General features: G+C 44.2%; 15 protein-coding genes, 1 tRNA gene and 2 pseudogenes. 12 read left to right on the plus strand and 6 right to left on the minus strand.

What is annotated here, in order from left to right:
- Nucleotides 1-21 precede the first annotated feature (21 nt).
- From CBI31_RS04015 to CBI31_RS04025, 3 genes are read right to left on the minus strand one after another with little or no spacing between them, the layout of a single operon-like run.
- Nucleotides 22-810, minus strand: coding sequence for a UDP-2,3-diacylglucosamine diphosphatase (locus tag CBI31_RS04015; RefSeq protein ID WP_088525138.1), 789 nt, complete (start codon nucleotides 808-810; stop codon nucleotides 22-24).
- Complete coding sequence (locus tag CBI31_RS04020) at nucleotides 807-1,310, minus strand: peptidylprolyl isomerase (RefSeq protein WP_088525139.1); 504 nt, start codon at nucleotides 1,308-1,310, stop codon at nucleotides 807-809. The genes CBI31_RS04015 and CBI31_RS04020 overlap by 4 nt, the downstream gene beginning before the upstream one ends.
- Nucleotides 1,310-2,167, minus strand: coding sequence for a tetratricopeptide repeat protein (locus tag CBI31_RS04025; protein WP_206075451.1), 858 nt, complete (start codon nucleotides 2,165-2,167; stop codon nucleotides 1,310-1,312). The genes CBI31_RS04020 and CBI31_RS04025 overlap by 1 nt, the downstream gene beginning before the upstream one ends.
- Nucleotides 2,168-2,254: 87 nt before the next feature.
- Here CBI31_RS04025 and cysS point away from each other — a divergent pair, with 87 nt between their 5' ends.
- The 10 genes and pseudogenes from cysS (at nucleotide 2,255) to cobA (ending at nucleotide 12,834) form a co-directional block, all read left to right on the plus strand.
- Nucleotides 2,255-3,673: a cysteine--tRNA ligase gene (gene cysS, locus CBI31_RS04030; RefSeq protein WP_088525140.1), complete on the plus strand. Its 1,419-nt coding sequence runs from the start codon at nucleotides 2,255-2,257 to the stop codon at nucleotides 3,671-3,673.
- Entirely contained in the window at nucleotides 3,658-4,329 is a 672-nt protein-coding gene (locus tag CBI31_RS04035; RefSeq protein ID WP_088525141.1) for a DNA-3-methyladenine glycosylase family protein, read from the plus strand. The genes cysS and CBI31_RS04035 overlap by 16 nt, the downstream gene beginning before the upstream one ends.
- 9 nt (nucleotides 4,330-4,338) lie before the next feature.
- A pseudogene (locus CBI31_RS04040) lies at nucleotides 4,339-5,311 on the plus strand (acetyl-CoA carboxylase carboxyltransferase subunit alpha).
- Nucleotides 5,277-6,572, plus strand: a complete 1,296-nt coding sequence (gene tilS, locus CBI31_RS04045; RefSeq protein WP_088525142.1) for a tRNA lysidine(34) synthetase TilS — start codon at nucleotides 5,277-5,279, stop codon at nucleotides 6,570-6,572. The pseudogene CBI31_RS04040 and the gene tilS overlap by 35 nt, the downstream one beginning before the upstream one ends.
- Nucleotides 6,573-6,656: 84 nt before the next feature.
- Entirely contained in the window at nucleotides 6,657-7,907 is a 1,251-nt protein-coding gene (locus CBI31_RS04050) for an aspartate kinase (protein WP_088525143.1), read from the plus strand.
- A gap of 77 nt (nucleotides 7,908-7,984) precedes the next feature.
- Nucleotides 7,985-8,079 (plus strand) — tRNA-Ser (locus CBI31_RS04055).
- A gap of 173 nt (nucleotides 8,080-8,252) precedes the next feature.
- A protein-coding gene (locus CBI31_RS04060; protein ID WP_088525144.1) for an IS3 family transposase occupies nucleotides 8,253-9,394 on the plus strand; the annotation gives its coding sequence in 2 pieces (ribosomal slippage) (nucleotides 8,253-8,520 and nucleotides 8,520-9,394; 1,143 coding nt in all).
- 328 nt (nucleotides 9,395-9,722) lie between these two features.
- Entirely contained in the window at nucleotides 9,723-11,444 is a 1,722-nt protein-coding gene (locus CBI31_RS04065) for a nitrite/sulfite reductase (RefSeq protein ID WP_088525145.1), read from the plus strand.
- The gene (locus tag CBI31_RS04070; protein WP_240553723.1) at nucleotides 11,441-12,040 is read left to right on the plus strand and encodes a DUF934 domain-containing protein; all 600 of its coding nucleotides are present in this window, start codon (nucleotides 11,441-11,443) and stop codon (nucleotides 12,038-12,040) included. The genes CBI31_RS04065 and CBI31_RS04070 overlap by 4 nt, the downstream gene beginning before the upstream one ends.
- On the plus strand, nucleotides 12,037-12,834 hold the full coding sequence (gene cobA / locus CBI31_RS04075) for a uroporphyrinogen-III C-methyltransferase (protein ID WP_088525146.1): 798 nt from the start codon (nucleotides 12,037-12,039) through the stop codon (nucleotides 12,832-12,834). Before CBI31_RS04070 ends, cobA begins: the two co-directional genes overlap by 4 nt.
- Here cobA and CBI31_RS04080 read toward each other — a convergent pair.
- Nucleotides 12,754-13,119, minus strand: coding sequence for a sirohydrochlorin chelatase (locus CBI31_RS04080; RefSeq protein WP_088525147.1), 366 nt, complete (start codon nucleotides 13,117-13,119; stop codon nucleotides 12,754-12,756). The genes cobA and CBI31_RS04080 overlap by 81 nt on opposite strands.
- 414 nt (nucleotides 13,120-13,533) lie before the next feature.
- Between CBI31_RS04080 and CBI31_RS04085 the strand changes: the two genes are divergently transcribed.
- Complete coding sequence (locus CBI31_RS04085) at nucleotides 13,534-13,749, plus strand: hypothetical protein (RefSeq protein ID WP_088525148.1); 216 nt, start codon at nucleotides 13,534-13,536, stop codon at nucleotides 13,747-13,749.
- Nucleotides 13,750-13,787: 38 nt separating this feature from the next.
- Nucleotides 13,788-15,011 carry a glycerophosphodiester phosphodiesterase family protein gene (locus tag CBI31_RS04090; RefSeq protein ID WP_088525149.1) on the plus strand — a complete coding sequence of 408 codons (1,224 nt, stop codon included), beginning with the start codon at nucleotides 13,788-13,790 and terminating at the stop codon, nucleotides 15,009-15,011.
- Nucleotides 15,012-15,311: 300 nt separating this feature from the next.
- Here the strand turns inward: CBI31_RS04090 and CBI31_RS04095 are convergent.
- Together CBI31_RS04095 and CBI31_RS04100 are read right to left on the minus strand one after the other, a co-directional pair.
- Nucleotides 15,312-15,926 (minus strand): annotated as a pseudogene (locus tag CBI31_RS04095) (glutamate synthase-related protein); the annotation flags it as partial.
- Nucleotides 15,927-16,073: 147 nt separating this feature from the next.
- Nucleotides 16,074-16,742 carry a ceramidase domain-containing protein gene (locus CBI31_RS04100; RefSeq protein ID WP_088525150.1) on the minus strand — a complete coding sequence of 223 codons (669 nt, stop codon included), beginning with the start codon at nucleotides 16,740-16,742 and terminating at the stop codon, nucleotides 16,074-16,076.

The following is a 16,742-nucleotide window of genomic DNA, read 5'->3' on the forward strand; positions in this document are numbered from 1 at the left end:
GAATTTAATAAACTGATCTGATTAAGTTTTGCTCAGATCGATAGAGTGCACACCTTGATTATTAATAGATAGTGCGCTTGCTCTTGGGACAGTTCTCACTGGGTGATCTAGATCCCAGTCTGATAATACCCAGCGTTGCCACGTTTGCTGACCTAATTGCTCATGGTGATGGGCAGGTAAATGGGTATGGCCATGTATTAACTTATCCATAGACCATTTCTTCATGATTGCAGCACATGCCTCTAGGGTCACATTGGTTCGCATACCATTGCGCGCAGTTGATTTACTTGCGCTATGTTGATATTGGGTGTGACGATTGCTACGAAGGCGGTTAGCAATTGAGCGGCGCCAGTTGAGCGGCATGCTTAAGAACAATTTCTGGATCCAAGGCTTCCTGACGATACCGCGAAAGATCTGATAGCCAATATCTGCGGTACACAAAGAGTCACCATGGCAGACAAGATATTTTTCGCCAGCGATTTCAATGAGGGATGGATCGGCCAATAGAGTCATACCTGTTTTTTTCAAAAAACTATGGCCTATTAAGAAATCCCGGTTACCGTGAACATAATAGGTTTTAGTTTTCGCTGACAGATTTGCCAGTGCGCTCAATACTTCCTGCTGGAATGGTGAACTCGAAGAAGTGTCATCACCTACCCAATACTCGAACAGATCACCTAGAATAAAAACAGCTTCTGCCTTAGGAGCATCTTTTTCACAGAAGTCAAAAAAGCGTTGCGCCGTCAAGGGCATTGACGGCGTCAGATGGATATCTGAGATGAGCAGTGCGCTCGAGTATTGCGGAATCATTCCTCGAGAACGCTTGCCTTATCAATCAGGACGTCTTCAGATGGCACATCTTGATGAAAGCCAGAACTGCCAGTTTTTACTTTACCAATAGTGTCCACAATGTTCATGCCATCGGTAACTTTGCCAAAAACCGCATAACCCCAACCCTGATTATTGGGCGCGGTGTGATTTAAAAAATCATTGTTATTTGTGTTGATGAAAAATTGCGCTGTAGCAGAGTGTGGATCGCTAGTGCGGGCCATCGCTACGGTGTAGCGGTCATTCTTAAGACCGTTATTCGCTTCGTTTTCAATCTCAGCACCGGTAGTTTTTTGTTTCATACCGGCAGTCATACCACCGCCTTGAATCATAAAGTTATTAATGACGCGATGAAAGATCGTGCCATCATAGTGGCCGCTCTTGACGTATTGCACAAAATTAGCAACGCTCTTAGGCGCCTTTTCAGAATCAAGGCTTAGTGTGATGTCACCGTGATTCGTTTTTAATAGTACTTTAGCCATTATTTAGATCTGCTTTCTGGAAGGTTGGTGGGTGGAGTATCAATTCGCTGTGCATCAGCTGCATTGAGGGAGCGATTTTCGATCTGATTAAGCTGACGCTTTGGAGGGGGCTTCAATATATCTGTTAGGGCTTTAGACCTTCTTGTGTATAGGCCTTGATTGAGTTGCGTATTTTTTGCTGCATTCTCATATGCCTGCGCACCAAGACGAATATAGATTTCGCCTAAATTAGCAGAGGCAATCGCGTAACTTGGGCGAAGCTTCAAAGCGAGCTCTAAATAATCTCTGGCTTCAATCCAGTTTCCCTGGTTAGCAGCGATTGCGGCTAGATTGTTATAGGGTTCAGGTAGCTCTGGAAATTGCTGGGTAATTTCAATTAAGGTTTTTTTAGCTTGATTAAATTGACGCATCTCCATTTGTACTCGGGCCTTCACAAAACGCAGTTGTACATTACGCGGGGTCTTCTTGAGTTGAGAGTTAATCAAATCAATCGCATCTTCAAATTTACGAGCTTTGACTAGTTTTTCAACATCAGAGGGGACTGCATTTTTGGTAATAGGATCTGGCTCAATAATTAAGAAGGATAGGAGAGGCAGCGCCACAGTCTCAGAGAGCCCTGAATTTAATGGGTCATAAGCAGTATCGCTAGATAGCCGCGGAGGGTCATTGGGACTGTATCCCCCCAAATAGCCCTGAGGAGCAGTAGAAGATTTCATTTCTTGAGTATTTGCTGCCCGAATTTCCGCATCTGCACGCTGTTGGGCGGGGGTACTGCAGCCTAAAATCAAGCCTGTGGCAAACATTGCAGCAAGAATCTTGAAAATATTACGGGGTGGTGCTGGGATGGTAGCGGGCATAGGGGAGGGGGTATAAAACTGGCTCATTCGATATACTCAGCGCTCAGTCTAACAAATTGGCGCTACTTGCCCCACCTTTATAGCCCTATGCTGCAAATCTATAACACCCTAAGCCGCTCAAAGCAGGCATTTAAGCCCATCGTACCGGGCCAGGTGAAGATGTATGTCTGCGGCATGACAGTGTATGACTTCTGCCACATTGGCCATGCAAGGGTCATGATTGTCTTTGACATGGTTGTTCGTTGGCTGCGTGCCAGCGGTTATGAGGTGCTTTATGTCCGTAATATCACCGATATTGACGACAAGATTATTCAGCGCGCTATTGAAAATGGCGAACCTATTTCTACTCTTACCAATCGCTTTATTGATGCCATGCATGCCGACTCTGATGAGTTAGGTTTAATGCATCCCGACCAAGAGCCAAGAGCAACCGATTTCATTGCTCAGATGCAGGGCATGATTGGTAAGCTCATTGAAAATGAATTGGCGTATCAATCGGACAATGGTGATGTTAATTTCGCAGTGCGCTTGCTCCCAAGATATGGTCAGCTTTCTGGTAAGTCCTTGGATGAACTCAATGCGGGTGAGCGTGTGGCGATTGTTGGCGGCAAACGTGACCCCTTGGATTTTGTTCTCTGGAAAAGCGCTAAGCCACAAGAGCCTGCAGATACCCGCTGGGCATCACCATGGGGTGAGGGCCGACCAGGTTGGCATATCGAGTGCTCCGCAATGTCTTGCGACTTATTAGGTGAGCATTTTGATATTCATGGCGGCGGCGCTGATTTACAGTTCCCCCATCATGAAAATGAGATTGCCCAAAGTGAAGGCGCTTTGTATGGCAAAAATCGCAAAGAGGACGATGCTCCATTCGTAAATTATTGGATGCATAACGGCCATATTCGTGTCAATGAAGAGAAGATGTCTAAATCTCTAGGTAACTTCTTCTTAATACGCGATGTTCTTAAAAGCTTTGATCCTGAAGTACTGCGTTTCTTCATGCTCAAGGCGCATTATCGAAGCCCGATTAATTACAGCGATGCGCAACTGGAAGAGGCACGTGCTGGCTTAGTAAGGCTCTATACAGCCCTGGCCCAAGCTGAAGCTAAGACCGTTACCCTTGATCCTCAGAACCCGTGGGCTAAGCGTTTTGCAGATGCGATGAATGATGACTTCAATACCCCCGAGGCCATTGCCGTGCTGTTTGATCTAGCAAGTGAGGTCAATCGTGCCCAGGGTGACGAGCAACAGACCCTAGCTAGCACTATGAAGTCACTCGCTAACTCTCTTAATTTCTTGCAACGTGACCCAACCGAATTCTTGCAAGCAGGATCAAAGCAAGATAGTGGCTTAAGCGCAGCTCAAATTGAAGAACAAATTACTCAGCGACTAGCCGCAAAGCTTGCAAAAGATTTTGCTAAATCTGATTTGATTCGTAAGACACTTTTAGATCAAGGTGTAGTTTTAGAAGATAAGCCAGGCGGCTTGACAGAATGGCGAAGAACTTAGTGACTACAGTTAAAGAAAAATCGATTTTGCAAGAAATTGCCCCAGAGTATTGGGAGCAAGCTTGTCGTGAGCTCATGAAGCAGGATCGTATCCTCAAAAAACTCATTCCAAAATATGGCTCTGTTTTTTTAGTGACCCGTGGCGATGCATTTACGACATTAGCTAGAGCGATCGTAGGGCAGCAAATTTCGGTAGCTGCTGCTCAGGCAGTTTGGGATCGAGTAGTGATTGCCAGTAAGAAAAAAGTTAATCCTAAAAATATCTTGCTGCTATCTGTTGAAGAATTACGAGCCGCTGGCTTATCGGGTCGTAAAGTGGAATACATCAAAGATTTGGCTGATCACTTTGATTCTGGACGATTGCATGCCAATCAATGGAAAGATATGGACGATGAGAGCGTCATCAAGGAATTAAGCTCAATTCGGGGAATTGGGCGCTGGACAGCAGAAATGTTCCTGATTTTCAATATGGTGCGTCCCGACATCCTGCCATTAGACGATGTTGGCCTGATTAAGGCTATTTCCCTCAATTACTTCAGTGGGGAACCTGTAAGCCGCCATGAAGCCAGGGAGGTGGCCGCAAACTGGGCCCCGTGGCGTACGGTTGCCACCTGGTATATGTGGAGAAGTATCGACCCCATTCCGGTTGAATATTAAAATCAGACTATGAAAACGACTTTCCTAGATTTTGTAGCAGCAAATCGCCGAATTAGAAACAAAGATCGAAGAGCTGCGTTTTGTGCAAGATGAATCATCGGTCGATATTTCTGATGAGATCAAAACACTTGCTGAAAAAAGTCAACAGCTCACAAAAGATGTCTACGCTAACCTCACACCCTGGCAAGTTTCACAAGTAGCGCGTCATCCACAGCGCCCATACACTTTGGATTACATCGGTGCATTGTTTACAGGCTTTCATGAACTGCATGGTGATCGCACATTTGCTGACGATCAATCTATCATCGGAGGCTTAGCGCGTTTCGATAACCAACCTTGTATCGTCATCGGACATCAAAAGGGTCGCGATACCAAAGAGCGTGCTCTTCGCAATTTCGGTATGAGTCGTCCTGAAGGTTATCGTAAAGCGATGCGCCTCATGCGCCTTGCAGAAAAATTTGGTATTCCGGTATTTACTTTCGTTGATACACCTGGCGCATTTCCTGGGATTGATGCAGAAGAGCGTAATCAATCTGAAGCGATTGGTCGCAATCTCTATGTTCAGGCAGAGTTGGAAGTGCCCATTATTGCTACGATTATTGGTGAAGGTGGATCAGGTGGAGCCTTGGCGATTGCTATGGGTGATGTAGTGTTGATGTTGCAAAACTCCACTTATTCTGTAATCTCTCCTGAAGGATGTGCCTCCATTTTGTGGAAGACTGCTGATAAGGCACCTGAGGCTGCTGAGCAACTGGGCTTAACTGCCCAAAGACTAAAAACTTTAGGCTTAATTGACAAGATTGTGGCTGAACCGGTTGGTGGCGCACATCGAGACTACGACACTATGATGGCTAATATGCGTAAGGCCCTGAGCGAGTCCATGAAGACTTTTGATGGCATGAAGGTAGATGCGCTTCTCGAGCGTCGACATGAACGTCTAATGAGTTATGGCAAGTTCAAGGAAATCACAGCAAAGTCCTAAGCCAGGAAGGCGAATTGCGGTTGCCTTGAGTGGCGGCCTCGATTCGGTTGTGCTACTCGACACTGTTTGCAAAGCGCAAACCAAAAATCAGCACTCCCAAATTTTTGCCTTTCATATTCATCACGGCTTACAAAAGCAGGCTGATGATTGGTTGATCTTCTGCGAGAAGCTTGCCAAAAAATATCAAGTGCATTTTGATTTCAGGCTTCTTCATTTAATTGGGGAAGAGCAGGGCAATATCGAATCCCGAGCAAGGGCGGGGCGCTATGAGGCCCTGACAGATCTCTGCACTGAATATGGCATTCAGGACTTACTCTTGGCTCATCATCAAAATGATCAAGCAGAAACAGTGCTTCTACAACTCCTGCGTGGTGCTGGTGTAGCTGGTGCATCAGGGATGCCCCATAGCCGAGTCCTCATTACCAAAGAAGGTGAGATCACACTGTGGCGACCACTACTCAATCAAAGCAGAAAAGAGCTCGAGGCGTATGCCAAAGAGTACAAATTGAAGTGGATTGAGGATCCGAGTAACCAAAACGTTAAATACCGTCGCAATGCAATCCGAAAAACAATCATCCCAGCCTTAGAAAAGATTCAGCCCGAAGCTATCGCCAATCTGGCTCGTAGCGCAGGGTTGCTGGGTGAAGCACAAACCTTGCTTGATCGATTAGCTAGGCAAGATGGTAAAACTATCATTCTTAAAGACGGAGTTTTACTAAAGCAATTGCTTGAGCTTGCAAAAAAAGATTTACCTGCAGCTAATAATGTTCTGAGATTTTGGTTAAAAGAAAATTCATTAACCATGCCATCACAAGAACGACTTTCCGCTTGGTGGAGTGATCTCAATACAGTCAAGGCAGGCGCTCAATTGGAGTGGGCCCATGATGAAAAGCGTATTCGGCTTTGGCGGGGTATCTTACAAATTGAAAATACGATTGACGGCGCATGGGTTTTTAAAGCAATCTCCAGCTCAAGCAAAACCCCTGGGCTTCCAAGTCAATTAGTCAAAGAGGCTCAGAAAACTGGCCTCATCACTCAAAAAGACAGGTCCGGCTCAGAAAAGATTCAGATCAAACCTAATACGCCGCGCAAGAGCCTTAAAAATCTCTTTCAAGAGGGTGATATTCCTCCGTGGCAACGCAATGCCCCTCTCTTGTATATGAACGGCGAGTTGATTGCTGTAGCGGGGATTGGCTTGAGCTACCCCCATCTAGTTCATACGGGGCCTAGGGTACGACCCGAGTGGCAAAAGCAGGCTTAATCGGTTCAAAACCCTGTAAAATAAGCCTTTTTTGACCCTCAGGGAATTCATTTCCTGCTACAGATAGTGAAATAGACGGTTTTTATGGCTCTTATCGTTCATAAATATGGTGGCACCTCCATGGGCTCTACAGAGCGCATTGGGAATGTTGCTAAACGCGTTGCCAAATGGATGCGTGCTGGCCATCAAGTGGTCGTAGTGCCCTCAGCAATGTCAGGTGAAACCAATCGCCTGCTGGGCTTGGCAAAAGAGATTAACGCCGATGCAAATCCCCGCGAGTTAGATCAGATTGCCTCTACAGGTGAGCAGGTCAGCTCTGGCTTGCTGGCCTTAGCATTGATGCGCGAAGGTGTTGATGCAGTCAGTTACGCTGGCTGGCAGGTGACTGTTCATACTGATTCTGCGTTTACTAAGGCGCGCATCAAGAGTATTGATGACAAGAAAATTCTAAATGATTTGAACGCTGGTAAAGCAGTGGTAGTCACTGGTTTTCAGGGCGTTGATCCCGATGGCAACATCACGACCTTAGGTCGCGGTGGTTCTGATACATCTGCAGTAGCGATGGCTGCTGCACTGAAAGCAGATGAGTGCTTAATTTACACCGATGTCGATGGGGTTTATACAACTGATCCCCGCGTTTGTGAAGATGCACGGCGCTTAGATAAGATTACCTTTGAAGAAATGCTAGAGATGGCTAGCTTAGGCTCCAAGGTATTGCAGATTCGTTCAGTTGAGTTTGCTGGTAAGTACAAAGTTAAAACCCGGGTTCTGTCTTCCTTGACAGATCCTTTGATGCCTTTAGACATCGAGATGAAGTCGGGCACCTTGATTACATTTGAAGAGGACAGCACTATGGAAGCCGCAGTTATTTCCGGCATCGCCTTTGCGCGTGATGAAGCGAAGATTACCGTCTTGGCAGTACCAGATCGCCCAGGTATTGCATATCAAATATTGGGGCCAATCGCTGACGCCAATATTGACGTCGATATGATTATTCAGAATCAGTCAGTAGATGGTAAGACAGACTTTACTTTCACAGTGCCTCGTGCTGATTATCAGAAGGCATTAGATCTTCTCAAGAACACCGTACAAGCCCATATTGAAGCGAAAGAAATCTCTGGCGACCCCAAAGTCTCTAAAGTTTCAGTGGTTGGCGTAGGCATGCGTTCACACGTTGGGGTTGCCAGCAAAATGTTCCGTACATTATCGGAAGAGGGCATCAACATCCTGATGATCTCTACCAGTGAAATCAAGATTTCTGTAGTGATTGATGAGAAATACATGGAGCTAGCCGTAAGAGCCCTTCATAAGGCATTTGAGCTAGACCAGAAGTAAGACAGTAAAAGCGCGGTAAAACCCCTCAGAAGCGGTTATCCGTTAAACTGTGGGTCGTTGTAAAGAGTTAGAAATACGGAGACGTGGCCGAGCTGGTCGAAGGCACTCCCCTGCTAAGGGAGCATCGGGGCTAAAACTCTGATCGGAGGTTCGAATCCTCTCGTCTCCGCCAATTTACTAGGCGTTACAAGGGTTTGTAGAGATACAACACCCTTGTTACCAAAATCGTTACCAAAAAGCCACCTTAGAGGTGGCTTTTTATTTTTNCTTGAACTGACCTGATTTTTAGTACCACTCCAAAAGAGAGGATTTTTGATAATCTCTCACCTTAAAGGAGTGCTAAATATGGCAAAAGGCCAACGTCTTAAACCCGAGCAAATCGTCACCTTATTGCGTCAAATCGATGTCCTGACAACGAACGGCAAAACCCTAGCCCAGGCCTGTAAAGAAGTGGGAACGGTAGAGCAAAGCTACTATCGTTGGCGCAAGATTTATGGCGGCATGAAGGTCGATCAAGCTCGTAAGTACAAAGATCTAGAACTGGAAAATACCCGACTCAAGAAGCTCGTAGCGGACTTATCGCTACGAGAAGTCATGCTTAAGGAAGTCATTAAGGGAAACTTCTAAGCCCTACTAGGCGTAAAAATGCAGCGCAGCTGCTCATGGACCAGCATTCTATCTCTGAGCGGACTGCCTGCAGTTTAGTGGGGCTATCTAGAGCAGCGTATCGCTATATGCCATTGCCTAGAGATGACGAAGAGCCGCTGAGAGCCGAAGTCATCCGCATGGCCAGCACCTATGGCCGTTACGGTTATCGATTGATTGCTGGGATGATGCGTAATAGCGGCTGGGGACAAGCGACTACCGCCAAGGTCGCTCGCATCTGGCGGCAAGAAGGTCTAAAGATCCCACAAAAGCAACCTCCTAGAGGCAGACTCTGGTTTAACGATGGCAGCTGTATGAGGCTAAGAGCCAACCACCCTAATCACGTCTGGAGCTACGACTTTGTCTTTATCAGAGACGCGTATGGTGGCAAGATCCGCATGCTCACCATGATTGATGAATACACCCGAAAGTGCCTAACGATCCACTGCGCTAGAAGGATTGGATCGATCCAAGTGATTGAACAACTGGCGAATGCCATGATTGACAACGGTATCCCAGAGTACATCCGAAGTGATAATGGCCCAGAATTTATTGCTAAAGACCTGCGCAGTTGGTTATCTGGCATTGGAGTGAAAACTGCTTACATTGAACCGTGTAGCCCCTGGGAGAATGGCTTTTGTGAAAGCTTTAACGGCACTTTTAGGGACAACCTTTTAGATGGGGAGATCTTTTATAGCCTAAAAGAGGCCCAGATCATCGTGGGGGAGTGGGTTAAACATTACAACCATGTCAGGCCCCATAGCGCTTTAGGTTACAGACCTCCAGCACCCCAAACCCAAGTACCCCAATTAATCCAGAATCAACCCATGTTGCTGCAATGATTTACTATAGAAATACTCTCTTTGGTAGTGGACCTAAATTGACAGCAGTTCAGTAAAGTCCCAAACTGCATTGCACAGTTTATTACACAGTCCCGATTTATGCGTCTAAGTCATTGAAATAACAAGATATTCCAGCAGCCACGAATTCTTCTAAGGCGTAGGTCGCACGTTCGAATCGTGCTGGGCAGGCCAAAATCTTCAGAGATACAAGCAGTTGCAGTGGCAGTCGTGATAATTGGACGAAATCCAGATCTATATTACTAAAAGTAATACTCCTAGATTTTTATATTCCTTTTAGTCCTATTGTTTAACCATAACAATAGCATCCATGTATCGATATGACGAGATAGACCAAACTCTAATTAACCAGCGGGTTCAGCAATTCAGGGAGCAGGTAGCTCGCCGTCTAGACGGAAGCATATTAGAAGGGGAGTTCAAGCCATTAAGACTCCAAAATGGACTCTATCTTCAGCGTCACGCCTATATGCTTCGCATTGCTATTCCCTATGGAATGCTTGCCTCCAATCAACTTCGGACTCTAGCAAATATTTCCACCAAATATGATCGAGGCTACGGACACTTCACTACTCGTCAAAATATCCAATTAAATTGGGTGGAGTTACATGATGTGCCTGAAATACTGGAAGAGCTGTCTAAGGTAGAAATGCATGCCATACAAACCTCTGGCAATTGCATTCGCAATATTACGAGTGATCCATTTGCAGGAGTTTCAGCAGATGAGGTGGTAGATACCCGACCCGTATGTGAGTTACTGCGTCAATGGTCAACATTACATCCTGAATTTGCATATCTGCCAAGAAAATTTAAGTTTGCAATTAATGGTGCAAAAGAAGACCGAACCGTTTTACTTTGCCATGACGTCGGTATTGAATTGAGAAAAAATAATGCTGATGAATTAATTGCCAATATCTATGCAGGCGGGGGGATGGGGCGAACTCCAATATTAGGAGTGCTGATTAAAGAGAATTTACCTTGGCTGCTTTTACCTAGCTACCTTACTGCTTTATTAAGGGTTTATAACCGCTTTGGTCGGCGAGATAATATTTATAAAGCACGCATTAAGATTTTAGTAAAAGCATTAGGCCCTAAAGAATTTGCAAGCCAAGTTGATGAAGAATGGTCGCATATCAGAGAGGGCGATGAAAACTTTGCCCAGGCCGAATGGGATCGTGTCGCCAAACACTTTACAAAACCCCCTTATCAGAATTTAGATGGGGATAATTCACAAGATATATTTAAGCAATTTGAATCAGAGCTCAAAGCCCAAGAATTGATTGCATTTAAGCGTTGGTTAGAACGCAATACCAAGGATCATCACATTCCTGGTTATAGATGTGTCATTCTTTCTCTAAAGCCACACGGTACTGCAGCACCTGGTGATGCGACAGATGCCCAAATGAATGCTATGGCCGATCTAGCAGACCAATTTAGTTTTGGTGAACTTCGCGTAACGCACGAACAAAACATCGTATTAGCAGATGTTGAGCAATCCAAGCTTTTAGACCTATGGCGGGCGGCAAAATTACATTCTTTAGTATTGCCAAATATTGGATTAATAACAGACATTATTGCCTGCCCAGGTGGCGATTTTTGCTCCCTGGCAAATGCTAAATCATTACCAATTGCTAAAGCCATTCAGGAAACATTTGATGACCTTGATTACATCCATGACTTAGGTGATCTCACTCTGAATATTTCAGGATGCATTAATTCTTGTGGGCATCATCACGTAGGCAATATTGGTATTTTGGGTGTCGATAAGGATGGCGAAGAGTGGTACCAGATTACCTTAGGTGGGCAACAGGGGCACGATGCTGTAATTGGTAAGGTAATAGGCCCATCTTTTAGAGCTGATCAAGTTCATCATGTTGTTAAAAAAATAATCGATATTTTTATTGCCAATCGTGAGGATGGTGAGCTATTCATTGATGTGTATCGCAGATTAGGTATCACCCCATTTAAGAATGGTATTTATCAAAACATTGAAATAGTCGTGGAAAGTAATGCGGCTAGTGAGGAGCTGATATGAATCACTCTTTAGTCAATAGTCAGATTGCTGATCAATTAATTACCTATCAATTGGGATCTCCAGCTCATGCCAATCAAAATGACTGGAAAATAATCAGGTTTGAGAAAATAGATCCAAATTGGACAATTGCTGATGAGCATGCCGATGCAAAAATAGTGCTGCCATTTTCTCTCTGGATGAAAATTGGGAGCTCAAAGTCAATCACAGAGAAAGCCTTACGTGGCCAAATCGGCGTTTGGTTTTCAGCCGATGACGATATTCTTCAGTATTCAGACCTTATACATGCTGGTAAAAAAATATGGTCAATCATCGCTATCGACTTTCCTATTTTTAGAGATGGTCGTGGCTACAGTACCGCAGCTTTATTGAGGCAGAGGTTTGGTTGGGATGGAGAGCTGCGTGCTATTGGTGATATTTTGATTGATCAGCTGATTTACTTATCGCGAGTTGGCTTTGATAGTTTTGTATTGAGGGATGATCAAGATATCGCAATCGGATTAAAGCAGTTCGATCTGTTTACTGTAACAAACCAAAATTCCTGGAGAGCCAAGCGAAGTATTGCTGAGCTTTCGGATGATGTAGAGCTCGTATTATGAATACTGCTCTTGGGAAGGTGTTTTTAGTTGGGGCCGGACCTGGTGCTGCTGATCTGATTACGGTACGCGGCGCAAAAATATTAGAGCAGGCTGATATTGTTTTTCATGATGCGTTGGTCGAGCCTGAAATGCTATCCCTATGTCCCCAAGCCATTCAGATTGCTGTTGGTAAGCGTTGTGGAAAACTATCCTCTGCGCAGGAGTTTATTAATAAACGTTTGGTAGATGCCGCCAAAAAGTATATGGTAGTAGTTCGCTTAAAAGGCGGTGACCCGATGATGTTTGGTAGGGCTGATGAAGAAATTACTGCGCTTAAGTCAGTTGGAATTGAGGTTACTGTGGTGCCCGGTATTACTTCAGCCCTAGCTGCCGCATCGACGATTCAGCACTCTTTAAGTCTAAGAGGCGTTTCTCGAAGTGTTGCTTTTGTAACGCTTGCGCAAGCAAACGATACAAATCTAGAGTCCGCATCCATCCAGTCACCTTTAGCTGATACTTTGATTTATTACATGGGACGCAAACACGCTATCAACATTGCCAAGAGTCTGATCGATAGTGGAAATAAGAGGCCCGAGACTCCAGTTCATATATTGGAGGCTGTGAGCACTAGTCGTGAAAGACATTGCTATTTGACTTTGAGTGAACTTGCTAATGGAGAAGCCACCTCCTGGTTTAATCCTGACTCACCAGCAATGATTATGATTGGAGATGCTTTAGCTCAGCGCGCTATCGGCAAAGTCGATAATCGATTGCAGGACTCTGAGGTCTTCACCAACAGCCGGCGTTGCGCTTAAATGAATTTCTGGAAAGCGTTTTCTACAGGCATCTAAAAGAACTGGAAAATCATTTCTGAGATGGCCGCCTTGTCCAAAAAAGACTGGAACGATCTTAATATCCTTGGCCCCTTGCTTGATTAGAGAGTCAACAGCACTATCAAGACTAGGTTCCATGAGCTCTAAAAATGCTAGCTCAACTAAGGTATCTTTCTGTTGAGCTCGCCACATGGAGCACAGTAAATCAAAAGGCTCTCTCCAGCGTTTATCACGGGCACCATGGCCAAAGAAAATGATTCCATTCATATCTTAATTTTACAGTTAATAAACTGAACATAGGCAGCCAGCAGTTTTGAGAGAAGTGTTCTCTGTATATCACCACCTTCAGATAAGTTTTAATTTGTCGGTTTACCCGACAAATTCCACGCCTGACCATTTGACCGCCTGCAGATACCACGTCAGATCCAGTGAATTCCACTCCGCGCCACAAATCTCGGTGCGTATAGGACACCAAATCTTGCCAGGCTTATGCTATTGTGTAAGCTATTGATTTATATCATTTTTAAAGCTTCTAAGGCGTAGGTCGCACGTTCGAATCGTGCTGGGCAGGCCACCAAAGTTCTACCCCATCCTTTTTTTAAATCAATGCTTCGCAGTCAGCCCTGCTACTTGAGACAGCATTCAAAAGGATCTGTCATATTTCTTTAGTAATATCTGAATATGCAATTAATGGTAATCGATAGTTTTTTAGCTAAAACAGTTCTGGATGATGATGTGATTGGACTAACGCCATTGAAGGCTGGGCGATATCCAATCAAAGCAATTGAATATGAGCAATATGAGGTTGCCAAATCTAAGGCAACAATCTGCTACCTTTCAAGCCATGAGCTTGAAAAAATCATTAAATCAAAAGCCGCTGTCATTATTAATGAGTAATGATTTAACTCATCAATAACATTAACTTGTTGATTTTTATGTCAAATATCAGATTAAAAGTTGCTTTAGTTGCCCTAACTCTGCTTTGTATCAGCCTCTCGGTATTTGCCCAATCTACCCAATACGGTGTAAGACCCTTTTATTTAGTTGATACCATGAAAGAAGGGCCATTAAAAAGTAAGCTAAAAAGTTGCCTTAACAATACCCCTCAGCGCACATCATTTTCGATAGCACATCGCGGCGCACCCTTGGAGTTTCCTGAGCATACAGTGCAGTCAAATAAAGCTGCCGCTCTAATGGGTGCTGGAATTTTTGAGTGTGATGTTACATTTACCCAGGACAAACAATTGGTTTGTCGCCATGCGCAAAATGATTTACAAGCAACAACGAATATTTTGTTAACAAGCTTGCAAGAAAAGTGCACTAAATCTTTTGTTCCAGCCAATGGAACAGAGCCTGCAGTAGCGGAGTGCCGTACAACCGATATCACCTTGGAAGAATTTAAAACCCTGCGCGGCAAGATGGCGGGGTTTAATAAAAATGCCAAGGATGTTCAGTTATATATGGTGGGCACACCAAGCTGGAGGACTGAATTGTATTCAGAAGCTGGTGGAACTTTATTAACACACCAAGAATCCATTGCTTTATTTAAGCAATTTGGCGGTAAATTTACTCCTGAGTTAAAAGAGGCAGTTGTGCCTATGCCTTATTTAGGATTTACTCAAGAGCAGTATGCACAAGCTCTCATAAATGACTATAAGCAAGCTGGCGTTTCTCCTAAAGATGTCTTTCCTCAATCATTTAATTTGAATGATGTAATTTATTGGATTCAGAATGAACCAGAGTTTGGTAAGCAAGCAATTTATTTGGATGGTAGATATGAGCAGAAAGAATTTAATGCTGCCCAGCCTGAATTGCTAAAACCAACTATGCAAGAGCTCTATGCGAAAGGTGTACGATATATTGCTCCTCCTATATGGGTGTTGTTGACCACAGGCGGCGATAGAGAAATCATTCCATCGGCTTATGCTAGGGCAGCAAAGGACGCTGGTTTAAATATCATTACATGGTCTCTAGAGCGTGATGGACCGATGAATAAGGGTGGTGGTTGGTATCACCAGTCAATTAAATCTGCCATTTACACCGATGGTCAAATTTATGAGGTTTTAGATGTACTAGCTAAGCAAGTTAGTGTTAAAGGGGTATTTTCAGACTGGCCTGCAACAGTTACTTACTATGCAAACTGTATGGGACTTAAGTGAGTGCGTAATCTAATAAACCCCATCAAAGCGTTGATCAGTCTATTACACAGCGCCGTTCTTATGGTGCAAGTCTTTAAAATATTCAGGATTTCCAGAAGCTATAAACCCTTCTATGGCGTAGTTCGCACGTACGAATCCTGCTGGGTAGATCATTCTTTCGGATCTGTTCAGGATACATTGAGCAAGATTTAGGGTTCGTACAGCGCTCAATTTCAAGCATTACCAAAGCCTTGGATTAGCCTTTCTCCAGGTACTTGCTAAATAGTGATAGTCACCATTAAAGGCCATTTCTGGAGATTGATCTATAAGAGAACCAGCCTCCATATGCATAAGGCTCTTAGAAAATGGTTGAACTATGCTGTTCTCATCTCGCTTCATAATGTATTCTGGATTGAGTTCTGATACATGAGTCAAGCCTGCAGCCATGAGTATCTCAGAGAGGGCATGAAGTGTATTGCGATGGTAATAATAGACGCGCTCACCCTTATCCAAGGTGTCAAGGGCTCTTTACCTTAAATGATTCTGGGTTGCTACACCGGTCGGGCATCTATCTGTATTACAAGTTCTAGATTGAATGCACCCAATTGCAAACATAAACCCCCTAGCTGAATTACACCAATCAGCACCTATTGCGGTTACTCTAACAATATCAAATGCAGAAATAATTTTTCCAGCAGCGCCTAATCGGACCTTTTGTCGAAGATTTGCTGCAATCAGGGTGGTATGAATTAATCGTAGGCTATCGCGCATTGGCATCCCAATATGATCGATAAACTCAACAGGAGCTGCTCCAGTCCCACCCTCGCTGCCATCAACAACAATAAAATCTGGAACTAAGCCTGTTTCAATCATTGCCTTAAGAATTGCAAACCAATCCTCTGGCTTCCCGACACATAACTTGATACCAACTGGCTGTCATGTTCTGAGATAGGTATTAGGCTTCAAGCTCTTATTTAAGGGATGGGCATCCTTTACCTATTGCAAAATACAAAGCCTCGAATATCAGAGTAATGCGTCAATATCTTAGGATTATTCTGCCCACTTAAGTTATTGCACAGTTCATTACGCAACCCCATTTTTAAGCTGATATTTAGAACGTGGTTTTAGACAAAGTCCATAACTACTCAAATATAAGGTTAGCCCATTAAGTAGATGCCATAACCAATGCGAACCACCAATGAAGTCACACATGGTTATATCAAGTTGTCGACTCAGTAGGGAGAATGGAAAAATGATGACCGCCAGCCATAAGAAAAGAGCTGCTGACGGATTCGAGTATTGGGTTGTCGATGTATAAACAATTAGCGCCAACCAAGCGCCTAGGTACATACCGGGGGGTAACCATGGTAGGGCAGGTTTTAAGTAACTCATTAATAATTGAGCCAAAACAATACTGACGATCAGTAGGAGAACTGATCCCAACTGAATCAATAGCGAGTTTCTTGACCACTGCTTAGGGATCAGAAATGCAAAGGCTAATAAATATAGGGCGATTGCCAAGACATCTAGTAGCCCAGTAAGGCGATTAGCAAAAGTATGAAAGCTAAAACTGCCTAGGCCAATCAGGATCACTAAAATAGCCATCAGAGTGGAGCGGAGAGATCTTAGGCGCCACAGGAAAAATCCTGCCGCGATAAATGACAGATTGCTAATGGCATTAATGGGCTCAGCCCAAAAACTGGCATCTAAGCGCTCGCAATAGATATCTACAGAATTAAACCAAGTATTCAT

Source organism: Polynucleobacter campilacus (assembly GCF_002206625.1).
GTDB lineage: Bacteria > Pseudomonadota > Gammaproteobacteria > Burkholderiales > Burkholderiaceae > Polynucleobacter > Polynucleobacter campilacus.

What these genes read in the sequence shown, in the direction of transcription:
- CBI31_RS04015 (WP_088525138.1), bottom strand. Translation starts at nt 810, where the DNA reads ATGATTCCGCAATACTCGAGCGCACTGCTCATCTCAGATATCCATCTG.
- CBI31_RS04020 (WP_088525139.1), bottom strand. Translation starts at nt 1,310, where the DNA reads ATGGCTAAAGTACTATTAAAAACGAATCACGGTGACATCACACTAAGC.
- CBI31_RS04025 (WP_206075451.1), bottom strand. Translation starts at nt 2,167, where the DNA reads ATGCCCGCTACCATCCCAGCACCACCCCGTAATATTTTCAAGATTCTT.
- cysS (WP_088525140.1), top strand. Translation starts at nt 2,255, where the DNA reads ATGCTGCAAATCTATAACACCCTAAGCCGCTCAAAGCAGGCATTTAAG.
- CBI31_RS04035 (WP_088525141.1), top strand. Translation starts at nt 3,658, where the DNA reads ATGGCGAAGAACTTAGTGACTACAGTTAAAGAAAAATCGATTTTGCAA.
- tilS (WP_088525142.1), top strand. Translation starts at nt 5,277, where the DNA reads ATGGCAAGTTCAAGGAAATCACAGCAAAGTCCTAAGCCAGGAAGGCGA.
- CBI31_RS04050 (WP_088525143.1), top strand. Translation starts at nt 6,657, where the DNA reads ATGGCTCTTATCGTTCATAAATATGGTGGCACCTCCATGGGCTCTACA.
- CBI31_RS04065 (WP_088525145.1), top strand. Translation starts at nt 9,723, where the DNA reads ATGTATCGATATGACGAGATAGACCAAACTCTAATTAACCAGCGGGTT.
- CBI31_RS04070 (WP_240553723.1), top strand. Translation starts at nt 11,441, where the DNA reads ATGAATCACTCTTTAGTCAATAGTCAGATTGCTGATCAATTAATTACC.
- cobA (WP_088525146.1), top strand. Translation starts at nt 12,037, where the DNA reads ATGAATACTGCTCTTGGGAAGGTGTTTTTAGTTGGGGCCGGACCTGGT.
- CBI31_RS04080 (WP_088525147.1), bottom strand. Translation starts at nt 13,119, where the DNA reads ATGAATGGAATCATTTTCTTTGGCCATGGTGCCCGTGATAAACGCTGG.
- CBI31_RS04085 (WP_088525148.1), top strand. Translation starts at nt 13,534, where the DNA reads ATGCAATTAATGGTAATCGATAGTTTTTTAGCTAAAACAGTTCTGGAT.
- CBI31_RS04090 (WP_088525149.1), top strand. Translation starts at nt 13,788, where the DNA reads ATGTCAAATATCAGATTAAAAGTTGCTTTAGTTGCCCTAACTCTGCTT.
- CBI31_RS04100 (WP_088525150.1), bottom strand. Translation starts at nt 16,742, where the DNA reads ATGAATACTTGGTTTAATTCTGTAGATATCTATTGCGAGCGCTTAGAT.